The organism is Mesorhizobium sp. M1B.F.Ca.ET.045.04.1.1 (assembly GCF_003952465.1).
Classification (GTDB): domain Bacteria; phylum Pseudomonadota; class Alphaproteobacteria; order Rhizobiales; family Rhizobiaceae; genus Mesorhizobium; species Mesorhizobium shonense.
The window spans coordinates 2,219,360-2,237,840 of record NZ_CP034448.1 but is presented as its reverse complement, the minus strand read 5'-3'; the positions used below and the strand labels follow the sequence as shown (position 1 = coordinate 2,237,840).

At 64.5% G+C, this 18,481-nt stretch carries 18 protein-coding genes; 8 read left to right on the top strand and 10 right to left on the bottom strand.

What is annotated here, in order from left to right; genetic code table 11:
- The first annotated feature begins 4 nt into the window (after positions 1 to 4).
- The 4 genes from lspA (at position 5) to EJ071_RS10920 (ending at position 5,079) form a co-directional block, all read left to right on the top strand.
- Positions 5 to 493, top strand: a complete 489-nt coding sequence (gene lspA, locus EJ071_RS10935; RefSeq protein WP_126097875.1) for a signal peptidase II — start codon at positions 5 to 7, stop codon at positions 491 to 493.
- Between the two features lie 111 nt (positions 494 to 604).
- Positions 605 to 1,594: an MDR family oxidoreductase gene (locus EJ071_RS10930; RefSeq protein ID WP_126097874.1), complete on the top strand. Its 990-nt coding sequence runs from the start codon at positions 605 to 607 to the stop codon at positions 1,592 to 1,594.
- 134 nt (positions 1,595 to 1,728) lie between these two features.
- A complete protein-coding gene (locus EJ071_RS10925; protein WP_126097873.1) occupies positions 1,729 to 4,008 on the top strand; it encodes a PAS domain-containing sensor histidine kinase in 2,280 nt (759 codons plus the stop codon).
- A gap of 186 nt (positions 4,009 to 4,194) precedes the next feature.
- Positions 4,195 to 5,079, top strand: coding sequence for a GNAT family N-acetyltransferase (locus tag EJ071_RS10920; RefSeq protein WP_126097872.1), 885 nt, complete (start codon positions 4,195 to 4,197; stop codon positions 5,077 to 5,079).
- Between the two features lie 168 nt (positions 5,080 to 5,247).
- On the opposite strand, the gene EJ071_RS10915 is transcribed toward EJ071_RS10920, so the two are convergent.
- Positions 5,248 to 5,880, bottom strand: coding sequence for a trimeric intracellular cation channel family protein (locus EJ071_RS10915; RefSeq protein ID WP_126097871.1), 633 nt, complete (start codon positions 5,878 to 5,880; stop codon positions 5,248 to 5,250).
- Between the two features lie 98 nt (positions 5,881 to 5,978).
- Complete coding sequence (gene grpE / locus EJ071_RS10910) at positions 5,979 to 6,641, bottom strand: nucleotide exchange factor GrpE (RefSeq protein ID WP_126097870.1); 663 nt, start codon at positions 6,639 to 6,641, stop codon at positions 5,979 to 5,981.
- A 218-nt stretch (positions 6,642 to 6,859) separates the two neighbouring features.
- On the opposite strand from grpE, the gene EJ071_RS10905 reads away from it, so the two are divergent.
- Positions 6,860 to 7,060 carry a hypothetical protein gene (locus tag EJ071_RS10905; protein WP_126097869.1) on the top strand — a complete coding sequence of 67 codons (201 nt, stop codon included), beginning with the start codon at positions 6,860 to 6,862 and terminating at the stop codon, positions 7,058 to 7,060.
- A gap of 156 nt (positions 7,061 to 7,216) precedes the next feature.
- On the opposite strand, the gene EJ071_RS10900 is transcribed toward EJ071_RS10905, so the two are convergent.
- From EJ071_RS10900 to cysG, 6 genes are all read right to left on the bottom strand, one after another.
- Entirely contained in the window at positions 7,217 to 7,837 is a 621-nt protein-coding gene (locus EJ071_RS10900) for a DJ-1/PfpI family protein (RefSeq protein ID WP_126097868.1), read from the bottom strand.
- A gap of 220 nt (positions 7,838 to 8,057) precedes the next feature.
- Entirely contained in the window at positions 8,058 to 8,591 is a 534-nt protein-coding gene (locus EJ071_RS10895) for a DUF934 domain-containing protein (RefSeq protein ID WP_126097867.1), read from the bottom strand.
- Between the two features lie 97 nt (positions 8,592 to 8,688).
- The gene (locus EJ071_RS10890) at positions 8,689 to 9,453 is read right to left on the bottom strand and encodes a phosphoadenylyl-sulfate reductase (RefSeq protein ID WP_126097866.1); all 765 of its coding nucleotides are present in this window, start codon (positions 9,451 to 9,453) and stop codon (positions 8,689 to 8,691) included.
- Entirely contained in the window at positions 9,428 to 11,098 is a 1,671-nt protein-coding gene (locus EJ071_RS10885; RefSeq protein ID WP_126097865.1) for a nitrite/sulfite reductase, read from the bottom strand. The genes EJ071_RS10890 and EJ071_RS10885 overlap by 26 nt, the downstream gene beginning before the upstream one ends.
- A gap of 43 nt (positions 11,099 to 11,141) precedes the next feature.
- The gene (locus EJ071_RS10880) at positions 11,142 to 11,447 is read right to left on the bottom strand and encodes a DUF2849 domain-containing protein (RefSeq protein WP_126097864.1); all 306 of its coding nucleotides are present in this window, start codon (positions 11,445 to 11,447) and stop codon (positions 11,142 to 11,144) included.
- Entirely contained in the window at positions 11,444 to 12,907 is a 1,464-nt protein-coding gene (gene cysG / locus EJ071_RS10875) for a siroheme synthase CysG (protein WP_126097863.1), read from the bottom strand. The genes EJ071_RS10880 and cysG overlap by 4 nt, the downstream gene beginning before the upstream one ends.
- A 431-nt stretch (positions 12,908 to 13,338) precedes the next feature.
- Between cysG and EJ071_RS10870 the strand changes: the two genes are divergently transcribed.
- Together EJ071_RS10870 and EJ071_RS10865 are read left to right on the top strand one after the other, a co-directional pair.
- Positions 13,339 to 13,785 (top strand): host attachment family protein, encoded by a 447-nt coding sequence (locus EJ071_RS10870; RefSeq protein WP_126097862.1) that lies wholly within the window; start codon positions 13,339 to 13,341, stop codon positions 13,783 to 13,785.
- Positions 13,786 to 14,004: 219 nt separating this feature from the next.
- Entirely contained in the window at positions 14,005 to 15,786 is a 1,782-nt protein-coding gene (locus EJ071_RS10865; protein ID WP_126097861.1) for a cation:proton antiporter, read from the top strand.
- A gap of 43 nt (positions 15,787 to 15,829) precedes the next feature.
- Here the strand turns inward: EJ071_RS10865 and EJ071_RS10860 are convergent, their stop codons facing one another.
- The gene (locus EJ071_RS10860) at positions 15,830 to 16,639 is read right to left on the bottom strand and encodes a helix-turn-helix transcriptional regulator (protein ID WP_126097860.1); all 810 of its coding nucleotides are present in this window, start codon (positions 16,637 to 16,639) and stop codon (positions 15,830 to 15,832) included.
- Between the two features lie 125 nt (positions 16,640 to 16,764).
- Here EJ071_RS10860 and EJ071_RS10855 point away from each other — a divergent pair, with 125 nt between their 5' ends.
- On the top strand, positions 16,765 to 17,685 hold the full coding sequence (locus EJ071_RS10855; RefSeq protein ID WP_126097859.1) for a zinc-binding dehydrogenase: 921 nt from the start codon (positions 16,765 to 16,767) through the stop codon (positions 17,683 to 17,685).
- 27 nt (positions 17,686 to 17,712) lie between these two features.
- Here the strand turns inward: EJ071_RS10855 and EJ071_RS10850 are convergent, their stop codons facing one another.
- Positions 17,713 to 18,462: an SDR family oxidoreductase gene (locus tag EJ071_RS10850; RefSeq protein WP_126097858.1), complete on the bottom strand. Its 750-nt coding sequence runs from the start codon at positions 18,460 to 18,462 to the stop codon at positions 17,713 to 17,715.
- Between the last annotated feature and the right edge of the window lie 19 nt (positions 18,463 to 18,481).

Sequence of the window (18,481 nt, the reverse complement as noted above, 5' to 3'; positions counted from 1 at the left end):
CCAAGTGAAATCCTGGTCCCCTTACGCCCTGCTGGTCGTCGCGGCAATCGCGCTCGACCAATGGATCAAGCAGCTGGTCGAGAACGGCCTGGCCTTCCAGGAAAAGGTCGATCTCTTGCCGTTCCTGGCGCTGTTTCGCACCTACAACACCGGCATCGCCTTCTCGATGTTCTCTTCCTTCGGCGACACCGGCCTGGTGGTCATCGCCGCGCTCGTTGTCGCTTTCGTGCTCTATCTCGCCGTGCGCACGCCCCCCGGCCACGTCATTGCCCGCATCGGCTTCGCCCTGATCGTCGGCGGCGCGCTGGGCAACCTGATCGACCGCGCCGTCTACGGCCACGTCATCGACTACATCCTGTTCCACACGCCCGTCTGGTCCTTCGCGGTGTTCAATCTCGCCGACGCCTTCATTTCCGTCGGCGCAGCCCTAGTTGTCTTCGACGAACTGATCGGCTGGCGGCGGGAAACCAAGCCCCAGGACCGAGGCAATTGACCTAGCGCGGCCGCCGCCCCAAATTCGTTTCAAGGGCAATTCCAGGGAAAATGTGAAGGCGGTTTTCCGCCGCAACTGCGTAAACAAATCGCCAGAACCGAGGAGACAAAAGTGTCCGATACCTTCAAAGCCATCCTCGTTTCGCGCGACGCCGAGAAGAAGCAGTCGGTCGAGATCGTCGACCTCACCGAGGCCGAGCTGATGGAAGGCGATGTCACCGTCGCCGTCGAGGCGACGACGGTGAACTACAAGGATGGGCTGGCCATCACCGGCAAGGCGCCGGTCGTGCGCCGCTGGCCGCTGGTGCCCGGCATCGATTTCGCCGGCACCGTCATTTCATCTTCCCATGCCGATTGGCGCAAGGGCGACAAGGTGATCCTCAACGGCTGGGGTGTCGGCGAGACGCATTACGGCGCCTATGCCGGGCGCGCCCGCGTCAAGGGCGACTGGCTCGTGCCGCTGCCCGAGAGCATGAGCCCGCATGATGCGATGGCCGTCGGCACCGCCGGCTATACGGCGATGCTCGCCGTCATGGCGCTGGAGCGGCACGGCATCGTGCCGGACCGCGGGCCTGTGGTGGTGACGGGCGCTGCCGGCGGCGTCGGCTCTGTCGCCATCTCGATCCTCTCCACCCTTGGCTACCATGTCGTCGCTTCCACCGGGCGCAATGCCGAAAGCCCCTATCTGATCGATCTCGGCGCGGCCGAGGTGATCTCGCGCGACGAGCTCAGCCAGCCGGCAAAGCCGCTCGCCAAGGAACGCTGGGCGGGCGGCGTCGACTCGGTCGGCACCCATACGCTCGCCAATGTGCTGTCGATGACATCCTATGGCGGCGCGGTCGCCGCTTGCGGCCTGGCCGGCGGCATGGACCTGCCGACGAGCGTCGCCCCCTTTATCCTGCGCGGCGTGTCGCTGCTCGGCATCGATTCCGTCATGGCGCCGAAACCGGTCCGCCTCGAGGCATGGCGCCGCATCGGTGCCGATCTCGATTTGAAGAAGCTATCGACCCTGTCGCGGTCGATCGGCTTCGACGGGATCGTCGACGCCGCGCGCGACATTATCCATGGCAAGATCAGGGGCCGCGTGGTCGTCGATATGTAGCGCAATTCCAGGAAAAGTGTTCGGCGGTTTTCCGTCCGGAATTGCGCCAAAACAGCGTGAAATCGGCGTGGAAGGCTAAAATTCGAACGATCCGCCGCAAGCTTCCATAATCTCTGTCTGGCAAGGTTTCCCGCATGTTCGCGGACTCCGACATCAGACAGGACAGCAAGGTCGCAGGCGATGACGGGCTGGACGCCGGCGCGCCGAAGCGGCAGGTGCTCGTTGCGCCGCCGCTGGTCCCTGCCTTGCAAGCGGACAGCCGTGAAGGCCTGCCGTTCCTGACGATCGTCGCCATCGCCGTGCTGGCCGGGCTGGCGCATCTCACCGGAGCGCCGATCTTCATCACCGTCGGCCTGCTGGCGAGCGGCCTCGGCAGCCTCGCCATGCATCTGCGCAACAGGAACACGGAGCGCCGCACCACGGCTCTTCTCGACGAGACCGCCGCCCGCAGCCGCGCCGAGATCGAGACGCTCGCCGACCGCATGTGGGAGATGCAGGAGAGCGAGGAGCGTTTTCGTGGCCTGATCGATGCGCTCGGCGATCTCGTCGTCCATCGCGACCGCGACGGCCATATCGTCTATGCCAACAAGGTGTTCGCCTCGCTTGTCGACACCGACCAGCGCGACCTTGCCGGCAAGACGCTTTCCGAGCTCGGCATAGATGTCGGCGTCGTGCCCGACGCCGCCTTCTCGGACCACGAATGCCTGAGCTCCACCGATGTCGCCGTCCGCACGCCGAACGGACCGCGCTGGTTCTCCTGGATCGAGCTCTCGGTGCGCGACAAGGATACGGGCGCGGTGTCGCACCGGGCTATCGCGCGCGACATCACCGCCCGCAAGCGCGCCGAATCCTCGCTGATTACCGCCCGCGAGCGGGCCGAATATGCAAGCCAGGCCAAGTCGCGCTTCCTCGCCACCGTCAGCCACGAGATCCGCACGCCGATGAACGGCATCATGGGCATGGCGAAGCTGCTTGCCGACACCGACCTGTCGCCGGAGCAGCGCACCTATGTCGGCGCCGTCTCCACCTCCGCAAGCGCGCTTCTTGCGCTGATCGAGGACCTTCTCGACTATTCCAAGATCGAGGCCGGCCGCTTCGATCCCGAGCCGCAGCCGACCTCGCTGCGCGAAATCGCCGACAACATCATCGAGCTCCTGGCGGCGAGAGCCTTCTCCAAGAACATCGGTCTTGGCTGTTATGTCGAGCCCGACGTGCCGCAGATGATCACCGCCGATCCCGGCCGCGTGCGCCAGGTGCTACTCAATCTCATCGGCAACGCCGTCAAATTCACCGACGCCGGCGGCGTTCTGCTCACCGTCACGCGCGCCCGCACCGAGAGCACCGACCGCATCTGCTTCACCATCGCCGACACAGGTCCGGGACTGCGCGAAGAGGACATGGAGCGCATTTTCGAGGAGTTCGAGCAATCCGACGGCACCTCGACAAGGGTGCATGGCGGCGCCGGTCTCGGCCTTGCCATCTCCAAGCGGCTGGTGATCGCCATGGGCGGCACGATCTCGGTTTCGAGCCGGCTCGGCGAAGGGTCCGAATTCGTCTTCGATATCCCCGCCACCGCGGCGACCGAGCCGCCGCCGCATCGCCACAATATCCTCTCGGACCGGCGCGCGGTGATCGTGTCGAAAAACGCGGTCGAGGCCGATGCCATCGCCCGCGCCATCCGCGCCCATGGCGGCGCCGTCGATATCGCCGCGACGCCGGGCCAGGCCGCTTCGTTTGCCGCCGGCTGCAACGTGCTTCTGATCGATGCCGCGCTTGAAAACAGCGACGGCCGTTTGCTGAAGCGCCTGCGCGAGAGCGGCTTTGTCGATTGCGAGGCCATCACCTTGATCGCTCCGACCGATCGCGGCATGCTTGGCGAGTTCCGCGCCAACGGCTACGCGACGTTCCTCGCCCGGCCGGTGCGCGGCGAAACGCTGCTGCGTGTGCTGTTGACCAGCCATGTGGCGGCGCCGGCCGAGCCGCAGCCGAAACCCCGCGGTGCCGCGTCCGCGCGCCGCCGCGATCAGGGCCTGTCCGTGCTGATCGCCGAGGACAACGACATCAATGCAATGCTTGCCCGCGCCACGCTGCTCAAGGCCGGGCATCGCGTCAAGATCGTCGGCAACGGCAAGGCCGCGGTCGAGGCCGTAACCGATGCCGGGCTCAAGCATCGTTTCGACGTGGTTCTGATGGACCTGCACATGCCGGTGATGGACGGGCTGGACGCGATCGCCGCCATCCGCCGCCATGAGGAAGCGCTTGCCGTGCCGCCGATCCCGATCATGGTGCTTTCGGCCGACAGCCAGGAAAAGACGCGCCACACCGTGCTGGCTCACGGCGCCAGCGGCTTCGTCACCAAGCCCCTCGACCCCGATGCGCTCGTCCAGGCCGTCGAAGGCCAGGTTGCGGCGTAACGATTTTTTTGGTTTCGCGAACACCTTGGATTGCCTGGCTTTCGCAGCCGTAACATAGCCGGTTGAAGGTATTGCCCAGCCGACGAAGTATTGCCGGGCTCGCCGTATCACGGTACTGTCACAATCCTGTTGCACCTACACCGTATCCCCGTGCCAAGAGGGATGGCTCGAAGGAGAGAATCACTCGTGCATACAGTAATGCCTGAATGCGACACTCGGCCGAACGCCAGCGCTTTGCTCGGCGCGCGTACCGCCGACGCCGTCGCAAGCGGCGCACCGCTGGGCCGTATCGGCAACCTTGAAGTGCGGCTCGCCCGCAACGAGGCCGAGATCGCCGCCGCCCAGGAAGTGCGCTACCGGGTATTCTATGACGAGCTTGGCGCGAGGAAGGATTTGTTCCAGGCGCAGGACCGGCGCGATGCCGATCGCTTCGACCCGCTCTGCGATCACCTTTTGGTGTTCGACACGTCGCTTCCCGGTCCCGAGCACCGCCGCATTGTCGGCACCTACCGCCTTTTGCGGCAGGAGATCGCCACGGCCGCCGGCGGCTTCTACTCCGAGGGCGAGTTCGAGTTGACCAAGCTGGTCGCGCGCCATCCGGGCCAGCGCTTCCTTGAGCTCGGCCGCTCCTGTGTGCTGCCGGAATACCGCTCCAAGCGCACCATCGAGGCGCTCTGGCAAGGCATCTGGGCCTATATCAACCACTATGGTATCGGCGTGATGACCGGCTGCGCCTCCTTCCATGGCATCGTGCCGGCGGCCCATGCCGAGGCGCTCACCTATCTCGCCCATCATTGCCGCACCAACCAGGCCTGGGATGTCAAGGCGGTCGCGGGCCGCTACTGCGCGATGGACCTGATGCCGATCGAGGCCGTCAACGCCAAGGCGGCGATCGCCGCCATGCCGCCGCTGGTCAAAGGCTACCTGCGCGTCGGCGCCCGCATCGGCGACGGCTGCGTCATCGACCACGAATTCTCGACCGTCGATGTCTTCGTCGTCATGCCGGTCAAGGAAATCGGCGCCCGCTACGTCAACTACTATGGCGGCGAAGGGCAGCGCTTCGCGGCATAAGTCTAGCGAATAGCGAATAGCGAATAGCGAATAGCGAATAGCGAATAGCGAATAGCGAATAGCGAATAGCGAATAGCGAATAGCGAATAGCGAATAGCGAAAGAAATAAACGATGTTGGGTTGGTCACAACAACCCTATTCGCTACTCGCTACTCGCTATTCGCTCCCTCACGGAATATCTTCCGGCCTCCGGCCGGGCCGGCTTTTGTAGGCAGGAAACGACCAGCCGAATTTGAGCGCTCCCCCGCGTACCAGGAAAGCGGCCGCGAAGCCGAGCAGGCTGGATGGAAGCGCCGCCATGCCGATAAGGTCGCAAAGCGTGAAGAGCGCCGCCCCCGCAAGCGCCGCCGTGACATAGATCTCGGGTCTCAACAGCACAGACGGCTCGCCGGCGAGCAGGTCGCGCAATATGCCGCCGAAGGTCGCCGTGAGCACTCCGGTGATGACCGATACGACCGGCGAGCCCGTGATCGCCAGCCCCTTTGCAGCTCCCATCACCGCAAAGGCGGCAAGCCCGATCGCGTCGAGCCAGAGCAAGAGCTTATAGCGGGATTCGACGCGATGGGCGCTGAAGAAGACAAGCACCGCCACGACGGCGCAGATCAGCACATAACCGCTATTGGCGACCCAGAACACCGGCAGGTTGAGGATGACGTCGCGCAGCGTCCCGCCGCCGATGCCGGTGACGCTGGCCAGGAACAGGAAGCCGATGATGTCGAGCTCCTTGCGCGACGCGGCAAGCGCGCCCGTCGCCGCGAAAACCGCGACGCCGGCGTAGTCGAGCAGTTCGATCGGATTCATGGTGAGCGAGTAGTGAGTAGCGAATAGTGAGTAGTGGTGAATAACACGGTTAGTACCGGCTTCCCTACTCGCTATTCCCTATTCGCTACTCACTCTCTTCACGCATCCTTCTCGGCCTGCTCGTTCACCGGGCCCGGTTCGACCTTTGCCTCGCTTGCGGCCTTCGGGCCGCCCTTGGCGACGCCGACCATCGCGGGCCTCAAGACACGCTCGCCGATCGAATAGCCGGGTTGCACGACCTGGACGACGGTGCCGGCCGCAACGTCGGCGTTGGGCACCTCGAACATCGCCTGGTGGAAGTTCGGGTCAAACTTCTCGCCCTCGGGCGCGAGCTTCTTCACGCCGTGCCGCTCCAGCGCCGACAGCATGGCGCGCTCGGTGAGGTCGACGCCCTCGATCAACGCCTTGAAGCCGGCATCGCCCGCGGCCTTGGCCTCGGCCGGAATGGCATCCAGCGCGCGGCGCAGATTGTCCGACACCGACAGCATGTCGCGGGCGAAGTTGGCCACCGCGTAAGTGCGCGCGTCATGCACGTCGCGCGCGGTGCGCCGCCGCAGGTTCTCCATTTCGGCCGCGACGCGCAGCGCGCGGTCCTTCAGTTCCTCGTTTTCCTTCAGCAGCCGCACAAGCGCTTCATAATCGCCGTCGACGCCGCCTTCCGCACGTTCGCCAGAAGCCTGGGCGCCGGAAGCCTGAGCGTCGGAAGCCTGGGTGGCTTCGATTTCCTCGGGCGCGCGTTCGTCTTTTGCCTGGTCGCTCATCGCCGTATCCCGTCATTCGGATTGGTTTGGATTTGCGCCCGATATCGAGGTTTAAAGGCCAAAAATCAAGGGGCAAGCGCCATTGCCGACCATCCCCGGGTCATTCCAAATTAATTCAAATTTTACCCTACCGGACAGCTTCGCTTGCCTCTGTCGGCCGATGCGGGAACCATTGCCGGGCTAGAGGAGTTTCGAAGCCGACACAGGATTTTGGGACTATGAGCGGCACCAACAGTGAAAGGCGCGCCAGACTCGCCAACGATATCAGGCGGCAGGTCAGCAGCGAAGCGACCAAGCGCCTCTTGCGCACCCTTCCGGTATTTCGCCTGGAGAAAGAGGTGCCCAAGCGGCTTACCGACCTGCTCGACCGCCTGGACGGGGCGGAGGCGGAAAAGGTGGGCGGCGTGCGGCGCCGATAGCCGCGCTGCCCGCCTCCCCTATAACGCTCCGCAGCGTCGCGGCGGAAAGAGCCAAAGCATGTCTCCCGAAAGTGGGAACCGGTCTCGGGACAAAGACATGCGCAAAATCAAAAACCTAAAGCGCATGGAGCGAATCTGAAAGATCGCGACGCGCTTTTACGCCGCCTTGCGCTCGTCTCGCATAAGCGCTTCGCCATGGCGAATTTCGGTGCCGAGCACCTTCAGGCACTCCCGCATGAAAGCGGCAAGCCCCGGCCAACCCTTGGCTGACACCAGATTGCCGTCGACATGTGCGCCGGTCGGCGCAACATCGATATAGGTGCCGCCGGCGAGCGTAACCTCGGGCTCGCAATATTGCAGCGCCGCAACTTGCCTGCCGCGCACCACACCGTCGACGGCGATGAGGATCTGCACGCCGTGGCAGATGGTGAAGATCGGCTTGCCGGTCTCATGGAAATGCCTGACCAGCGCCTGCACGCGCTTGTCGATGCGGATATATTCCGGACCGCGCCCGCCGGCCGCGTAGACCGCATCGTAATCCGCGGGATTCACCTCGGCGAAGGTCTTGTTGAGGATGTAATCGTGGCCGAGCTTTTCGGTATAGGTCTGATGGCCCTCGAAGTCGTGCAATGAAGTCTTGAGCACATCGCCGGCCTTCTTGTCCGGGCACACGACATGGACGGTGTGGCCGACCGCATGCATGGCCTGCTCAAAGACGAAAATCTCGTATTCCTCGCTGAACTCGCCGACGAGCATCAATATCTTCTTGCCTGCCATGTCGATTCCTCCCTTGACGGCTATTTATTTCGGACCGCGAAATAATAAGCCTATCCTAAGGGCAACACGGCGGAAGGGAAAGCGCAAATCGCGCAAGTGGTCCGGCCAGATCGGTGACGGCTTCCAACTTCCGCTCATTGCAATGCCAGCCAACCGGGAAAATCCGCAATCTTGGTCCGACCAGGCTGGCCCGAAACGAACCCGGCATGCCGTCACGCCGTCAGCCCGGGCGCTTGCGCCGCCAGGAATATTTCGGACCCTTGGCTTCCGGCTCCACGGCCGGCTGGTAGTAGACCGGCAAGCCGCCGGTGCGCCCCTCCTCCAGCCGCTTCAGCAGCACCGGGTTGGAAACTTCGAATTCGTCGAAGCCGAGCCTCAGCATATGCGGCAACTGGTCGACCAGCACCTGGCCCGTTGCGCGGACCGCGCCCTTGAAGTTGTGCCGGCTGCGCAGCAACTCGCCCTTTGAGAAGGAGCGGCCGTCATTGAACGCCGGAAAGGCCAGCGCCACCAGCGACAACTGGTCGAGCAGGCCGACGATCTTGTCGAGCTCGTCGCCTGGCTGCAGCAACACGCCGATGCGCTCCTTGGCCGACTTGCGGACGTCGTCGTCGAGCACGAGGAAGGCCTGCAGCGGCAGGATGAAGCGGCCATTGCCAGCAAGCGCCTCGGCGCCTTCGGCATGAACCCAGTCGTCCTCGCGAAATCCCTTCGGGGTCCAAAGGCGGGTCCCTGATGTCGTCGATTCAGTCATCAAAATTCCTAAAGCCCAAAGGTCCTCAGGCGAACGGTGCCTCCAGTAAACCGGAAGCTGCCGTTGCAGGCCCGCATCAGATGAATAGCGATATACCCTAAAGCGAGGCGTCGGTCAGCGACTTCTCCAACCCCGACAGATGGATGCCGCACTCGGTCTTGGCGTGCCCTGCCCAGCGGCCGCTGCGCGCATCCTCGCCAGGCTGTACCGGCTGCGTGCATGGGAAGCAACCGATCGAGAGATAGCCATAGGCGACCAGCGGATTTTCGCGTAGCGCATGCGCGCGCATGTAGTCGGCCTGGTCCGACGTCGTCCAGCGCGCGAGCGGATTGATGCGGATGCGCGAGCCGACCGCCTCGAAGACCGGAAGCGCGGCGCGCGTCGAAGCCTGGAAGCGCTTGCGTCCGGTGAACCAGGCGCGGAACGGCTCGACGCCGCGGGCCAGCGGCTCGACCTTGCGCACGTTGCAGCAGGCGTCCGTGTCGGTCTCGTGCAGTCTGCCGGTAGGATCGACGCGCTCGAGCGCCGCCTCGTCCGGCTTGATCACCCTGACATCGGTCAAGCCGAAATCGGCGACCAGCGCGTCGCGGTAGCCGAGCGTTTCCTCGAAATGCTTGCCGGTATCGAGGAAGATCACCGGCAGCGACCGGTCTATCTTGGCGATCATGTGCAGGAGCACCGCCGAATCCGCGCCGAAGGACGACACGGCGGCGACCTCGCCGCGGAAGAATTCGCGCACCGACCGCTCGATGATCTCGATCGGCTTCAGATGACCGAGCAGCGCGTCGAGCCCCGCCGCTTCCGCGGCGACGCCGGCCTCGACGCCGTCCGTGCGATCAAGCGGCCTTGGTTTCGCCAGCATAGAGCGCCTCCTTGAACGGCGAGGGACCGACACGGCGGTAGGCGTCGATAAAACGTTCATCGGGACTGAGCCGAAGGCCGAGATAGGTATCGACGATCTGCTCGATGGCATCGGTGATCTCTTCCGAGGAGAAGCCGCGGCCAATGATCTCGCCGACCGAGGTGTTCTCGTCGGCCGAGCCGCCGAGCGTCACTTGGTAGAGCTCGGTGCCCTTCTTCTCGACGCCGAGAATGCCGATGTGGCCGACATGGTGGTGGCCGCAGGCATTGATGCAGCCGGAGATCTTCAGCTTCAACTCGCCGATCTCGCGCTGCCGCTCCAGCGAGGCGAAGCGGCGCGAGATTTCCTGCGCCACCGGAATGGAGCGCGCCGTGGCCAACGCGCAGTAGTCGAGGCCCGGGCAGGAGATGATGTCGCTGATCAGGTTTGAATTGGCTGTCGCGAGACCAATCTCGACCAGCGCGTCATAGACCGTCTTGAGGTCGGCGCGGGCCACATGCGGCAGGATCAGGTTCTGCTCGTGACTGACGCGCAGCTCGTCGAAAGCGAATTTCTCGGCGATGTCGGCCACCGCTTCCATTTGGCTGTCGGTGGCGTCGCCGGGCACCTCGCCGATGCCCTTCAGCGAGATCGTCACCGCCGCATAGTCAGGATGGCGATGGGTCACGACATTCTGGTCGAGCCATTCCGAGAAGCTTTTGGAATCGAGCCGCGCCTGCTTCACTTGCGCGTCGCCTTCCGTCCGGTCCGGCAATGCCGGCGGCGCGAAATAGGCGTTGATCGCCTGGATGTCGGCTTCCGGCAGCTTCAGTTCGGCGTCCTTCAGCTCCTGCCATTCGGCCTCGACCTGGCGGGTGATTTCCTCGACGCCGGTCTCGTGGACGAGGATCTTGATGCGTGCCTTGAACTTGTTGTCGCGGCGGCCATAGAGGTTGTAAACGCGCAGGATCGCCGTGCAGTAGGACAGAAGGTCGGCTTCCGGCAGGAAGTCGCGGATCTTCCTGGCGACCATCGGCGTGCGGCCCTGGCCACCGCCGACATAGACGGCAAAGCCCAGCTCGCCGGCCGCGTTCTTCTTCAGATGCAGGCCGATATCGTGCGTCTGGATGGCGGCGCGGTCGCGCTCGGCGCCGGTCACCGCGATCTTGAACTTGCGCGGCAGGTACGAGAATTCCGGATGCACCGAGGACCACTGGCGCAGGATTTCCGCATAGGGGCGCGGATCGGCGACCTCGTCGGCGGCGGCTCCCGCGAAATGGTCCGCGGTGACATTGCGGATGCAGTTGCCGCTGGTCTGGATGGCGTGCATTTCGACACTCGCCAAATCGGCGAGGATCGCCGGAATGTCCGACAGCGCCGGCCAGTTGAACTGGATGTTCTGGCGTGTGGTGAAATGGCCGTAGCCCTTGTCGTATTTGCGGGCGATGTGGCCGAGCATGCGCAACTGCCGGCTGTTCAGCGTACCGTAGGGCACCGCGATGCGCAGCATATAGGCGTGCAATTGCAGATAGACGCCGTTCATCAGCCTGAGCGGCCGAAACTGGTCCTCGGTGATCTCGCCGGCAAGCCGGCGCTGCACCTGGTCGCTGAACTCGGCGACCCGGGCGCGAACGAAATCTTGGTCGAACTCGTCGTAACGGTACATGCTTCGTCTTCCGGGGGCGCGTCCGCCCTCTCTTTCCTTGAACTTATGCCGCCCGGGCCGGTGCCGGGGACGCCTGCTTGCCGATGTCGGTGCGGATGGTCGGGCCCGCGGCGCGGATCTTCTCGCGCAGCCGCACCGGCTCGACCAATCCATCGACCGCGGTGACGTCGATCAGGTTGACGTCGACCACCTCGTTGTTGGCGGCGGCCGCGGCGCCGATCGCTTCCAGCCGGTCCTCCGCCGCTTTGTCATGGGCGATGTCGGCATGGCCGACTATCTCCGCCCAGCCGCCATCGGCGTACCAGACGGCAATGCCGTCGGAGAGCCTGTTCGCGGTCAGAACCTTCATTGCCGTACTCCTTCGGCCACCGTGCTGGCGGCTTCTTCATGCCCTGTGTCTTCGCGCTTGTGTGTCACGAGCGGCTCGGATCGCTCGAAATTGGCGCCGGCGACTGCGTCGCCGATGATCGTCATGACCGGACCGGTGAGATCGGCGCGCGCTTCGAGCGACGGCAGGTCGGCCAGCGTGCCGTGGAAGCGGCGGCGGTTACCGAGGCTTGCATTCTCGACGACGGCGACGGCGGTGTCGGGCGACAGTCCCGCTTCGATCAGACGGCCAGCGACTTCGGCGGCGACCGAGCGGCCCATATAGACGGCGACGGTGGCGCCGGAGATGGCGAGCTTGGCCCAGTCGGGCAGCGAGTTGCCCTTGAGGTCGTGGCCGGTTGTGAACACCATCGAGGAGGTCACGCCGCGCAGCGTCAGCGGCAGTTCGAAATCGGCGGCTGCGGCGAAGGCGGCGGTGACGCCCGGAACCACCTCATAAGCGATGCCGGCCTCGCGCAGCGCCGCCATTTCCTCGCCGGCCCTGCCGAACACCAGCGGATCGCCCGACTTCAGCCGGACCACCCGCTTTCCGGCGCGGCCAAGCTCGATGAGCAGCGCGTTGATCTCTTCCTGGCTCTTGGAATGGCAGCCCTTGCGCTTGCCGACAGGCAGGCGCTCGGCGTCGCGGCGGCCCATGGCGACGATCGCCTCCGGCACCAGCGCGTCATAGACGATCGCGTCCGCTTCCATCAGCAGACGGTGGGCGCGCAGCGTCAACAGATCCTCCGCGCCCGGACCGGCGCCGACGAGCGCGATATGGCCTGCCGCCGGCGTGTTCGAAACCAGAAGGTCGAGCGCCGCACCATGCGCCCTGTCGAACTCTCCGGCTTCGATGGCCTTGGCAGGAGCGCCGGCGAAGAAATCGCTCCAGAAACGGCGGCGGCGATTGCCCTTCGGCAGCCGCTCGGCCGCGGCACGGAACGAAGCCGCCAAGGCCGCCAACCGGCCGAGCGACGGCGACAGCATGCGGTCGATGCGCACGCGCAGCATCTGTGCGAGCACCGGGCCGGCGCCCTCGGTGCCGATGGCGATGGCGACCGGCGCCCGGTTGACCAGCGCCGGGGTGAAGAAATCGCAGAGTTCCGGCCGGTCTACGACATTGACCGGAATGCCCAGCCGGCGCGCGTCCTCGGCGACGCGGCGATCGAGCGCCTCGTCGCCGCCGGCGGCGAACACCATGGCCGCGCCTTCGAGCTGCGCAGCGTCATAGGCGACTTCGATGTGGATGGCGCCGGTGGATGCGATGAATGCAAGCAGCTCCGCATCGGCATTGTCGGCAATGATGCGCAGCGAAGCGCTAGACTGCGCAAGCAGCCTCGCCTTGGCAAGCGCCTCCTCGCCGTTGCCGACGATGGCCACAGCTTCGCCGTCGACCCGCACGAAGACGGGGAAGGCGTTGAGCTTGGCGTTGGCTGGCGACATGGCGATAAGCATTAGTTGAACAGTTTGGCAGTTTTACGCGGGCGCGGCAAAAACCAGAAGGCAAGCACTCGCGCATCCCTCGGAGGCAGGCAATCGCTTTTTCGCAACCGCGAAATGCAGGAGAAAAAAATTCTACGCCTGAGCCTGAGGTGGCCAGACACCTCGCCGGCACCCATTGATCCAGCATATTTTTTAGCGCTGGCCGGTCATGGCGGCAAAATAGTTTTTTCTAATTTCTACTAAGTTAGTAGATTAAAGCCTTACTCGCGCCGAGCGGCTGCTTGATGCGCCGCGCAAAGAGCGAGCGGGCAGTCATCGCTGACTGGAACAATCGCGCTCGGCGGCACGTTTGGCTAACGATCCCATCGCAGCCGGCAGATCGCATTTTGAAGCTCGGTCGGCAGGCCCGGAAGCTGAAAAGGAGGAGCGCTATGAGCATCAGGCTGAAACATGATCTTTGGGTCATCGTGGCTGACGGCGAAAAGGCGCTTTTCCTTCGCAACCAGGGCGATACCAAATGTCCGGACCTGCAGGTCGTGCAGGAGCTGGAGCAGGAGAATCCGGCCACCCGCGAGCAGGGCAGCGACAGGCCGGGCCGCTACAGTGACGGGCCGACAGTTCACCGCAGCGCGGTTGAAGACACCGATTGGCACCGTCTCGGCAAGGAACGCTTTGCCGATACCATCGCGGAGCGGCTCTACAAACTCGCGCATCGGGGTGACTTCCACGAGGTCGTGCTGATCGCTCCACCGCAGGTGCTCGGCGAGATGCGCCAGAAGCTGCACAAGGAGGTCTGCGACAAGGTAAAGGCGGAGATACCGAAGACGCTGACCAACCACACCATTCCCGAGATCGAGAAGCTGCTCCAAGCGCCCTGAGCCAGGCAGCGAGAGGCTATCGAACGCCATTTAGGTTGATGCTGCACGACCGCCGCGCAACGGCCGGCTGCGGTTTTCGTCCTCCGGTGGCCTCCAGGGCGCCGATTTCAGCGCACCAGCGGTTGCGTCACCACCGCTCTCCCCACCATATTGCGAAAGGCGACGGCCTCGGGCGGCGCTTATCCGACATCGCAGTTTCTGAAAGGCGCTCCATAGACCATGCCGCATGACACGCCCCTTATCGCCACCATCGTCGCCGGTTTGGGGCTTGCTTTCGTCTTCGGAGCATTGGCCAACCGTTTCCGCATCCCGCCGCTGGTCGGCTATCTCGTCGCCGGCGTGCTGGTCGGGCCGAACACGCCGGGCTTCGTCGCCGACGCCAGCCTCGCCAATGAACTGGCCGAGATCGGCGTCATCCTCTTGATGTTCGGCGTCGGCCTGCATTTCTCGCTGAAGGACCTTCTGTCGGTTCGCGCGATTGCCGTGCCCGGCGCCGTCGTGCAGATCGGCTTTGCCACGCTGCTCGGCGTTGGTCTCGCTTGGCTGCTCGGCTGGTCCTTGGGCGCCGGCCTGGTCTTCGGCCTGGCGCTTTCCGTCGCCTCGACCGTCCTGCTGCTGCGCGCCATGCAGGAGCGACGGCTGATCGAGACCGAGCGCGGCCGCATCGCCGTCGGCTGGCTGATCGTCGAGGATCTGGCCATGGTGCTGGCGCTGGTGCTTTTGCCGGCGCTCGCCGGCGTGCTCGGCGGCCAGCCGCAAGCCGACGACCATGCGAGCCTGCTCTCGCTGCCCGCGAGCTACGGCATCTGGGGCGTCGTCGGCGTGACGCTGGCCAAGGTCGCCGCTTTCGTCGCCGTCATGCTGGTCGTCGGCCGCAGGGTCATCCCGTGGATCCTGCATTATGTCGCCCATACCGGCTCGCGCGAGCTGTTCCGGCTTGCGGTGCTGGCGATCGCGCTCGGCGTTGCCTTCGGCGCATCAAAACTGTTCGGCGTCTCGCTGGCGCTCGGCGCCTTCTTCGCCGGCATGATCATGAGCGAGTCCGAGCTCAGCCATCGTGCGGCCGAGGAATCGCTGCCGCTGCGCGATGCCTTTTCGGTGCTGTTCTTCGTCTCGGTCGGCATGCTGTTCGACCCGCTCAGCCTGATCAGCAACGGCCTGCCTATACTCGCCACGCTTGCCATCATCGTCGTCGGCAAATCGATTGCCGCCTTCGTCATCGTCATCGCCTTCCGCTATCCGATCGCGACGGCACTGATGATTTCCGCCAGCCTCGCCCAGATCGGCGAATTCTCCTTCATCCTGGCCGAGCTTGGTGTCGGGCTGAAGCTGTTGCCCGAGCAGGGCCGCGACCTGATCCTGGCCGGCGCCATCCTGTCGATCCTGCTCAATCCGTTGATGTTCCTCGTCGTCGACTGGATGAAGCCGTGGCTGGAAGCGCGTGCCACCAAAGCAGCGCCCCCAGTCGAGGCAAGGCCGATTGGCCCGGCGACCGAGCCAGGCCAGGTGGCTTCGGTGGTGGCAGCTCCGGAAAAGGAAGATGGCCCGCCGCCGCGCACCGCGCTCACCGATCATTCCATCCTGGTTGGCTATGGCCGTGTCGGCAGTCTCGTGGGGGCCGCGATGAAGGAAGCCGACCTGCCCTTCCTGGTCATCGAGGATGCCGACAAGACGCTTGCGAAGCTGAAGTCCGACGGCATCGAAAAGGTGGCCGGCAATGCCGCCAACGCGGAGGTCTTTTCCGCCGCCAATCCGGAAGGCGCCAAGCGGCTGATCCTTGCCATTCCCAATGCCTTCGAGGCCGGGCAGATCGTGCTTCGGGCCCGCGCCGTCAATCCTGCGATAAACGTCATTGCCCGTGCCCATTCCGATGCCGAGGTCGAGCATCTGAGAGGCCTCGGCGCCGACACGGTGATCATGGGTGAGCGCGAGATCGCGCGCGGCATCGTCGAGGTGGTGACGGGCGCGGCCGTTGTGGCGCCGGTCAAGGCGGAAGCCTGAAACCAACTCTTCGCATTGCCGATTTGCGCGGAGTGAGCGGGGTTCAAGCAACGAACGCGGAACCGCCGTTTTGCGCGATGTCGCTGAGATATTTCGCTGGCGGCTTGCCGAGCGCCTTCTTGAACATGGTGATGAAGGCGGTGACCGATTCATAGCCGAGATCGGCCGAAACCTGCTGCACGCTGGCCCCGGCGGCCAGCTCTCGTATTGCGACGATCAAGTGCAATTGCTGGCGCCAGCGCCCGAAGCTCAGCCCTGTCTCCTTGACCACGAGACGGGCGAGGCTGCTCTCGCTCAGCGCAACGCGGCTGGCCCACTCCGCCAGGGTGCTGCGGTCGGCGGGATTTTCTGCCAGCGCTTCGGCGATCCGCCTCATGCCCGGTTCGGATGAGATCGGCAGATGCAGTTGCTGGACAGGCATGCGCGGCAATTCGGTAAGCAGGATCCTGGTCAGGAGCTCGCCCCTCGCATCGTCGTCGTTCGCACGATCCGACAGCTCGATGATCAGTTCGCGCAGCAGCGGCGAGATCGAAAGCGTGCAGCATCGGTCCGGCAGATCGGCGGCCCCGGGCTCGATGTAGACAAAGAAAATCCGGGCATTGGCGGTTGCGATATTGCTGTGTTCCATGCGGCTCGGAATCCACACGCCGCAATGCGGCGGCACCATCCAAAAGCCGCTCGGAACGCGGCATGTGACGCCGCCTCCCACCGCAAAGACGAGTTGCCCTTTGCGGTGCCAGTGCTCAGGCACTTCAGTCTTGTTCCCGGTAACGTCGACGCGCACCGCGATTGCTGGCGCCAGCACATTGTCGACGTCGAAATCGGGCCAGGGCCAGCGAAGAGGCTGTCTCATGATTGACGACTTTTAGCGATCGTTTGACTTTATGTCTAAATTTTTCGGCGCAAAAGTCGATAGATTGAGCGGTGACCGTCGCAGTCGATCGCGGCTCCCTAATCGCCAATTTCAAAGGTGGGCCTATGCTCGCTCTCGCCATTTCTTCCGACGGCCCCGACCGGCTGAAGCTCACCCAGGTCGACGAGCCAAACTGCAATGGAAATGAAGCATTGGTGGCAGTTCATGCAACATCGTTGAATCGTGGCGAGCTGCGCTTGCTCAGCATACGACCTGACGGGTGGATACCTGGCCAGGACATCGTCGGCATTGTCGAGCGCGCGGCGGCCGACGGCTCAGGCCCGACTGCGGGCACGCGCGTTGCGGCCCTGGTCGACCAGGCCGGCTGGGCCGAACATGTCGCCGTTCCGACCGACCGTCTCGCCGCCCTGCCGGACAACGTCGGCTTCGCCTCTGCCGCCACGCTTCCGGTCGCTGGCACAACGGCGCTAAGAACTTTGCGCCATGGCGGTGACCTGACCGGCCAGCGGGTCCTGATCACCGGCGCAAGCGGCGCGGTCGGCCGATTCCAGATCCAGATCGCTCGTCAACAGGGCGGGCGCGTGACCGCAGTCGCCGCCTCCCGGCACGGCGAGGATCTCCGTCGCCTGGGCGCCGAGCAGGTGGTCGAGGCGATCGAACTGGCCGAGGGACCGTTTTCGCTGATCACCGAGTCGGTCGGTGGTGAAAGCCTCGCACACGCGATCGAACGCGTCGCACCCGGCGGGACCATCGTCATGTTCGGTTCGAGCAGTGGCGAACTCACTCCGATTGGCTTCCGCCAGTTCGTTCCGGGTCACGAGGGGGCGAGGCTTCAGACTTTCGCCTATTACACATCCGGTTCAGCCATCGGCGCCGACATCGCCTGGCTGCTTGGCTTAGTCGCGGTCGGCCGGCTGGAAACCCGCGTGGCCATGACCGTGCCGTGGACGGACATCGCCCAGGCCCTGGACGCGCTGCGACAGCGCGGCATCAGCGGCAAGGCCGTTCTCACCATAACCGGATGAGCGGTCCTTGGCTTGAAGTCAGCCGTCTCACACGTGCTGGCCGCCATTGATGTGGATTTCCGAGCCGGTCACGTAGGAGGCTTGGCCCGAACACAGGAAGAAGATGATGTCGGCGACTTCCGCCGTAGCGCCGAGGCGTCTCAGCGGGATCGTCTCGACTATTCTGTCGGTGCCGGGCGACAAGATCGCCGTGTCGATCTCGCCAGGCGCGATCGCGTTGACGCGGATGCCGTGCGGGCCGAAGTCATGCGCCATCTCGCGCGTCAGCGAGCCGAGCGCCGCCTTGGATGTCGCATAGGCCGTTCCGGCGAACGGATGCACCCTGGTGCCGGCGATCGAGGTGACGTTGACGATCGAGCCCTTGGCCGCGGCGAGTTCCTTGAACAGGCCGCGTGCCAGCATGATCGGCGCGAAGAAATTGACCTGGAACACGTCACGCCAGACATGCATCGGCGTCTCGATCGAGTTCATCCGGCCGCCGTCCCTCAGCTTCGGCGAGATGCCGGCATTGTTCACCAGCGCGTGCAACTGCCCGCCATGCGCTTCCAGCCGATGCCGGATTTCCGAGACGGCGATGCCGACGTCCTCCTGGTCTGCGAGGTCAACCTTGATGTGGTCCTCAGGGCCGGCGGGCCACGGACAATCCTCGGCAAAGGCCTGTCGCGAGCAGGTGATGACGCGCCAGCCCTCACGCGAAAAGCGCTTCACCGTCGCATGGCCGATGCCGCGGCTGGCCCCGGTGAGCACGATGGTTTTTCTGCTGTCGATTTCGGCCATGGCTTGATCTCCGGCCGGA

What these genes read in the sequence shown, in the direction of transcription:
- EJ071_RS10855 (WP_126097859.1), top strand. Translation starts at nt 16,765, where the DNA reads ATGCTCGCTCTCGCCATTTCTTCCGACGGCCCCGACCGGCTGAAGCTC.
- grpE (WP_126097870.1), bottom strand. Translation starts at nt 6,641, where the DNA reads ATGAGCGACCAGGCAAAAGACGAACGCGCGCCCGAGGAAATCGAAGCC.
- EJ071_RS10860 (WP_126097860.1), bottom strand. Translation starts at nt 16,639, where the DNA reads ATGAGACAGCCTCTTCGCTGGCCCTGGCCCGATTTCGACGTCGACAAT.
- EJ071_RS10895 (WP_126097867.1), bottom strand. Translation starts at nt 8,591, where the DNA reads ATGACTGAATCGACGACATCAGGGACCCGCCTTTGGACCCCGAAGGGA.
- EJ071_RS10900 (WP_126097868.1), bottom strand. Translation starts at nt 7,837, where the DNA reads ATGGCAGGCAAGAAGATATTGATGCTCGTCGGCGAGTTCAGCGAGGAA.
- EJ071_RS10870 (WP_126097862.1), top strand. Translation starts at nt 13,339, where the DNA reads ATGAGCATCAGGCTGAAACATGATCTTTGGGTCATCGTGGCTGACGGC.
- cysG (WP_126097863.1), bottom strand. Translation starts at nt 12,907, where the DNA reads ATGTCGCCAGCCAACGCCAAGCTCAACGCCTTCCCCGTCTTCGTGCGG.
- EJ071_RS10880 (WP_126097864.1), bottom strand. Translation starts at nt 11,447, where the DNA reads ATGAAGGTTCTGACCGCGAACAGGCTCTCCGACGGCATTGCCGTCTGG.
- EJ071_RS10890 (WP_126097866.1), bottom strand. Translation starts at nt 9,453, where the DNA reads ATGCTGGCGAAACCAAGGCCGCTTGATCGCACGGACGGCGTCGAGGCC.
- EJ071_RS10925 (WP_126097873.1), top strand. Translation starts at nt 1,729, where the DNA reads ATGTTCGCGGACTCCGACATCAGACAGGACAGCAAGGTCGCAGGCGAT.
- EJ071_RS10850 (WP_126097858.1), bottom strand. Translation starts at nt 18,462, where the DNA reads ATGGCCGAAATCGACAGCAGAAAAACCATCGTGCTCACCGGGGCCAGC.
- EJ071_RS10915 (WP_126097871.1), bottom strand. Translation starts at nt 5,880, where the DNA reads ATGAATCCGATCGAACTGCTCGACTACGCCGGCGTCGCGGTTTTCGCG.
- EJ071_RS10905 (WP_126097869.1), top strand. Translation starts at nt 6,860, where the DNA reads ATGAGCGGCACCAACAGTGAAAGGCGCGCCAGACTCGCCAACGATATC.
- EJ071_RS10885 (WP_126097865.1), bottom strand. Translation starts at nt 11,098, where the DNA reads ATGTACCGTTACGACGAGTTCGACCAAGATTTCGTTCGCGCCCGGGTC.
- EJ071_RS10865 (WP_126097861.1), top strand. Translation starts at nt 14,005, where the DNA reads ATGCCGCATGACACGCCCCTTATCGCCACCATCGTCGCCGGTTTGGGG.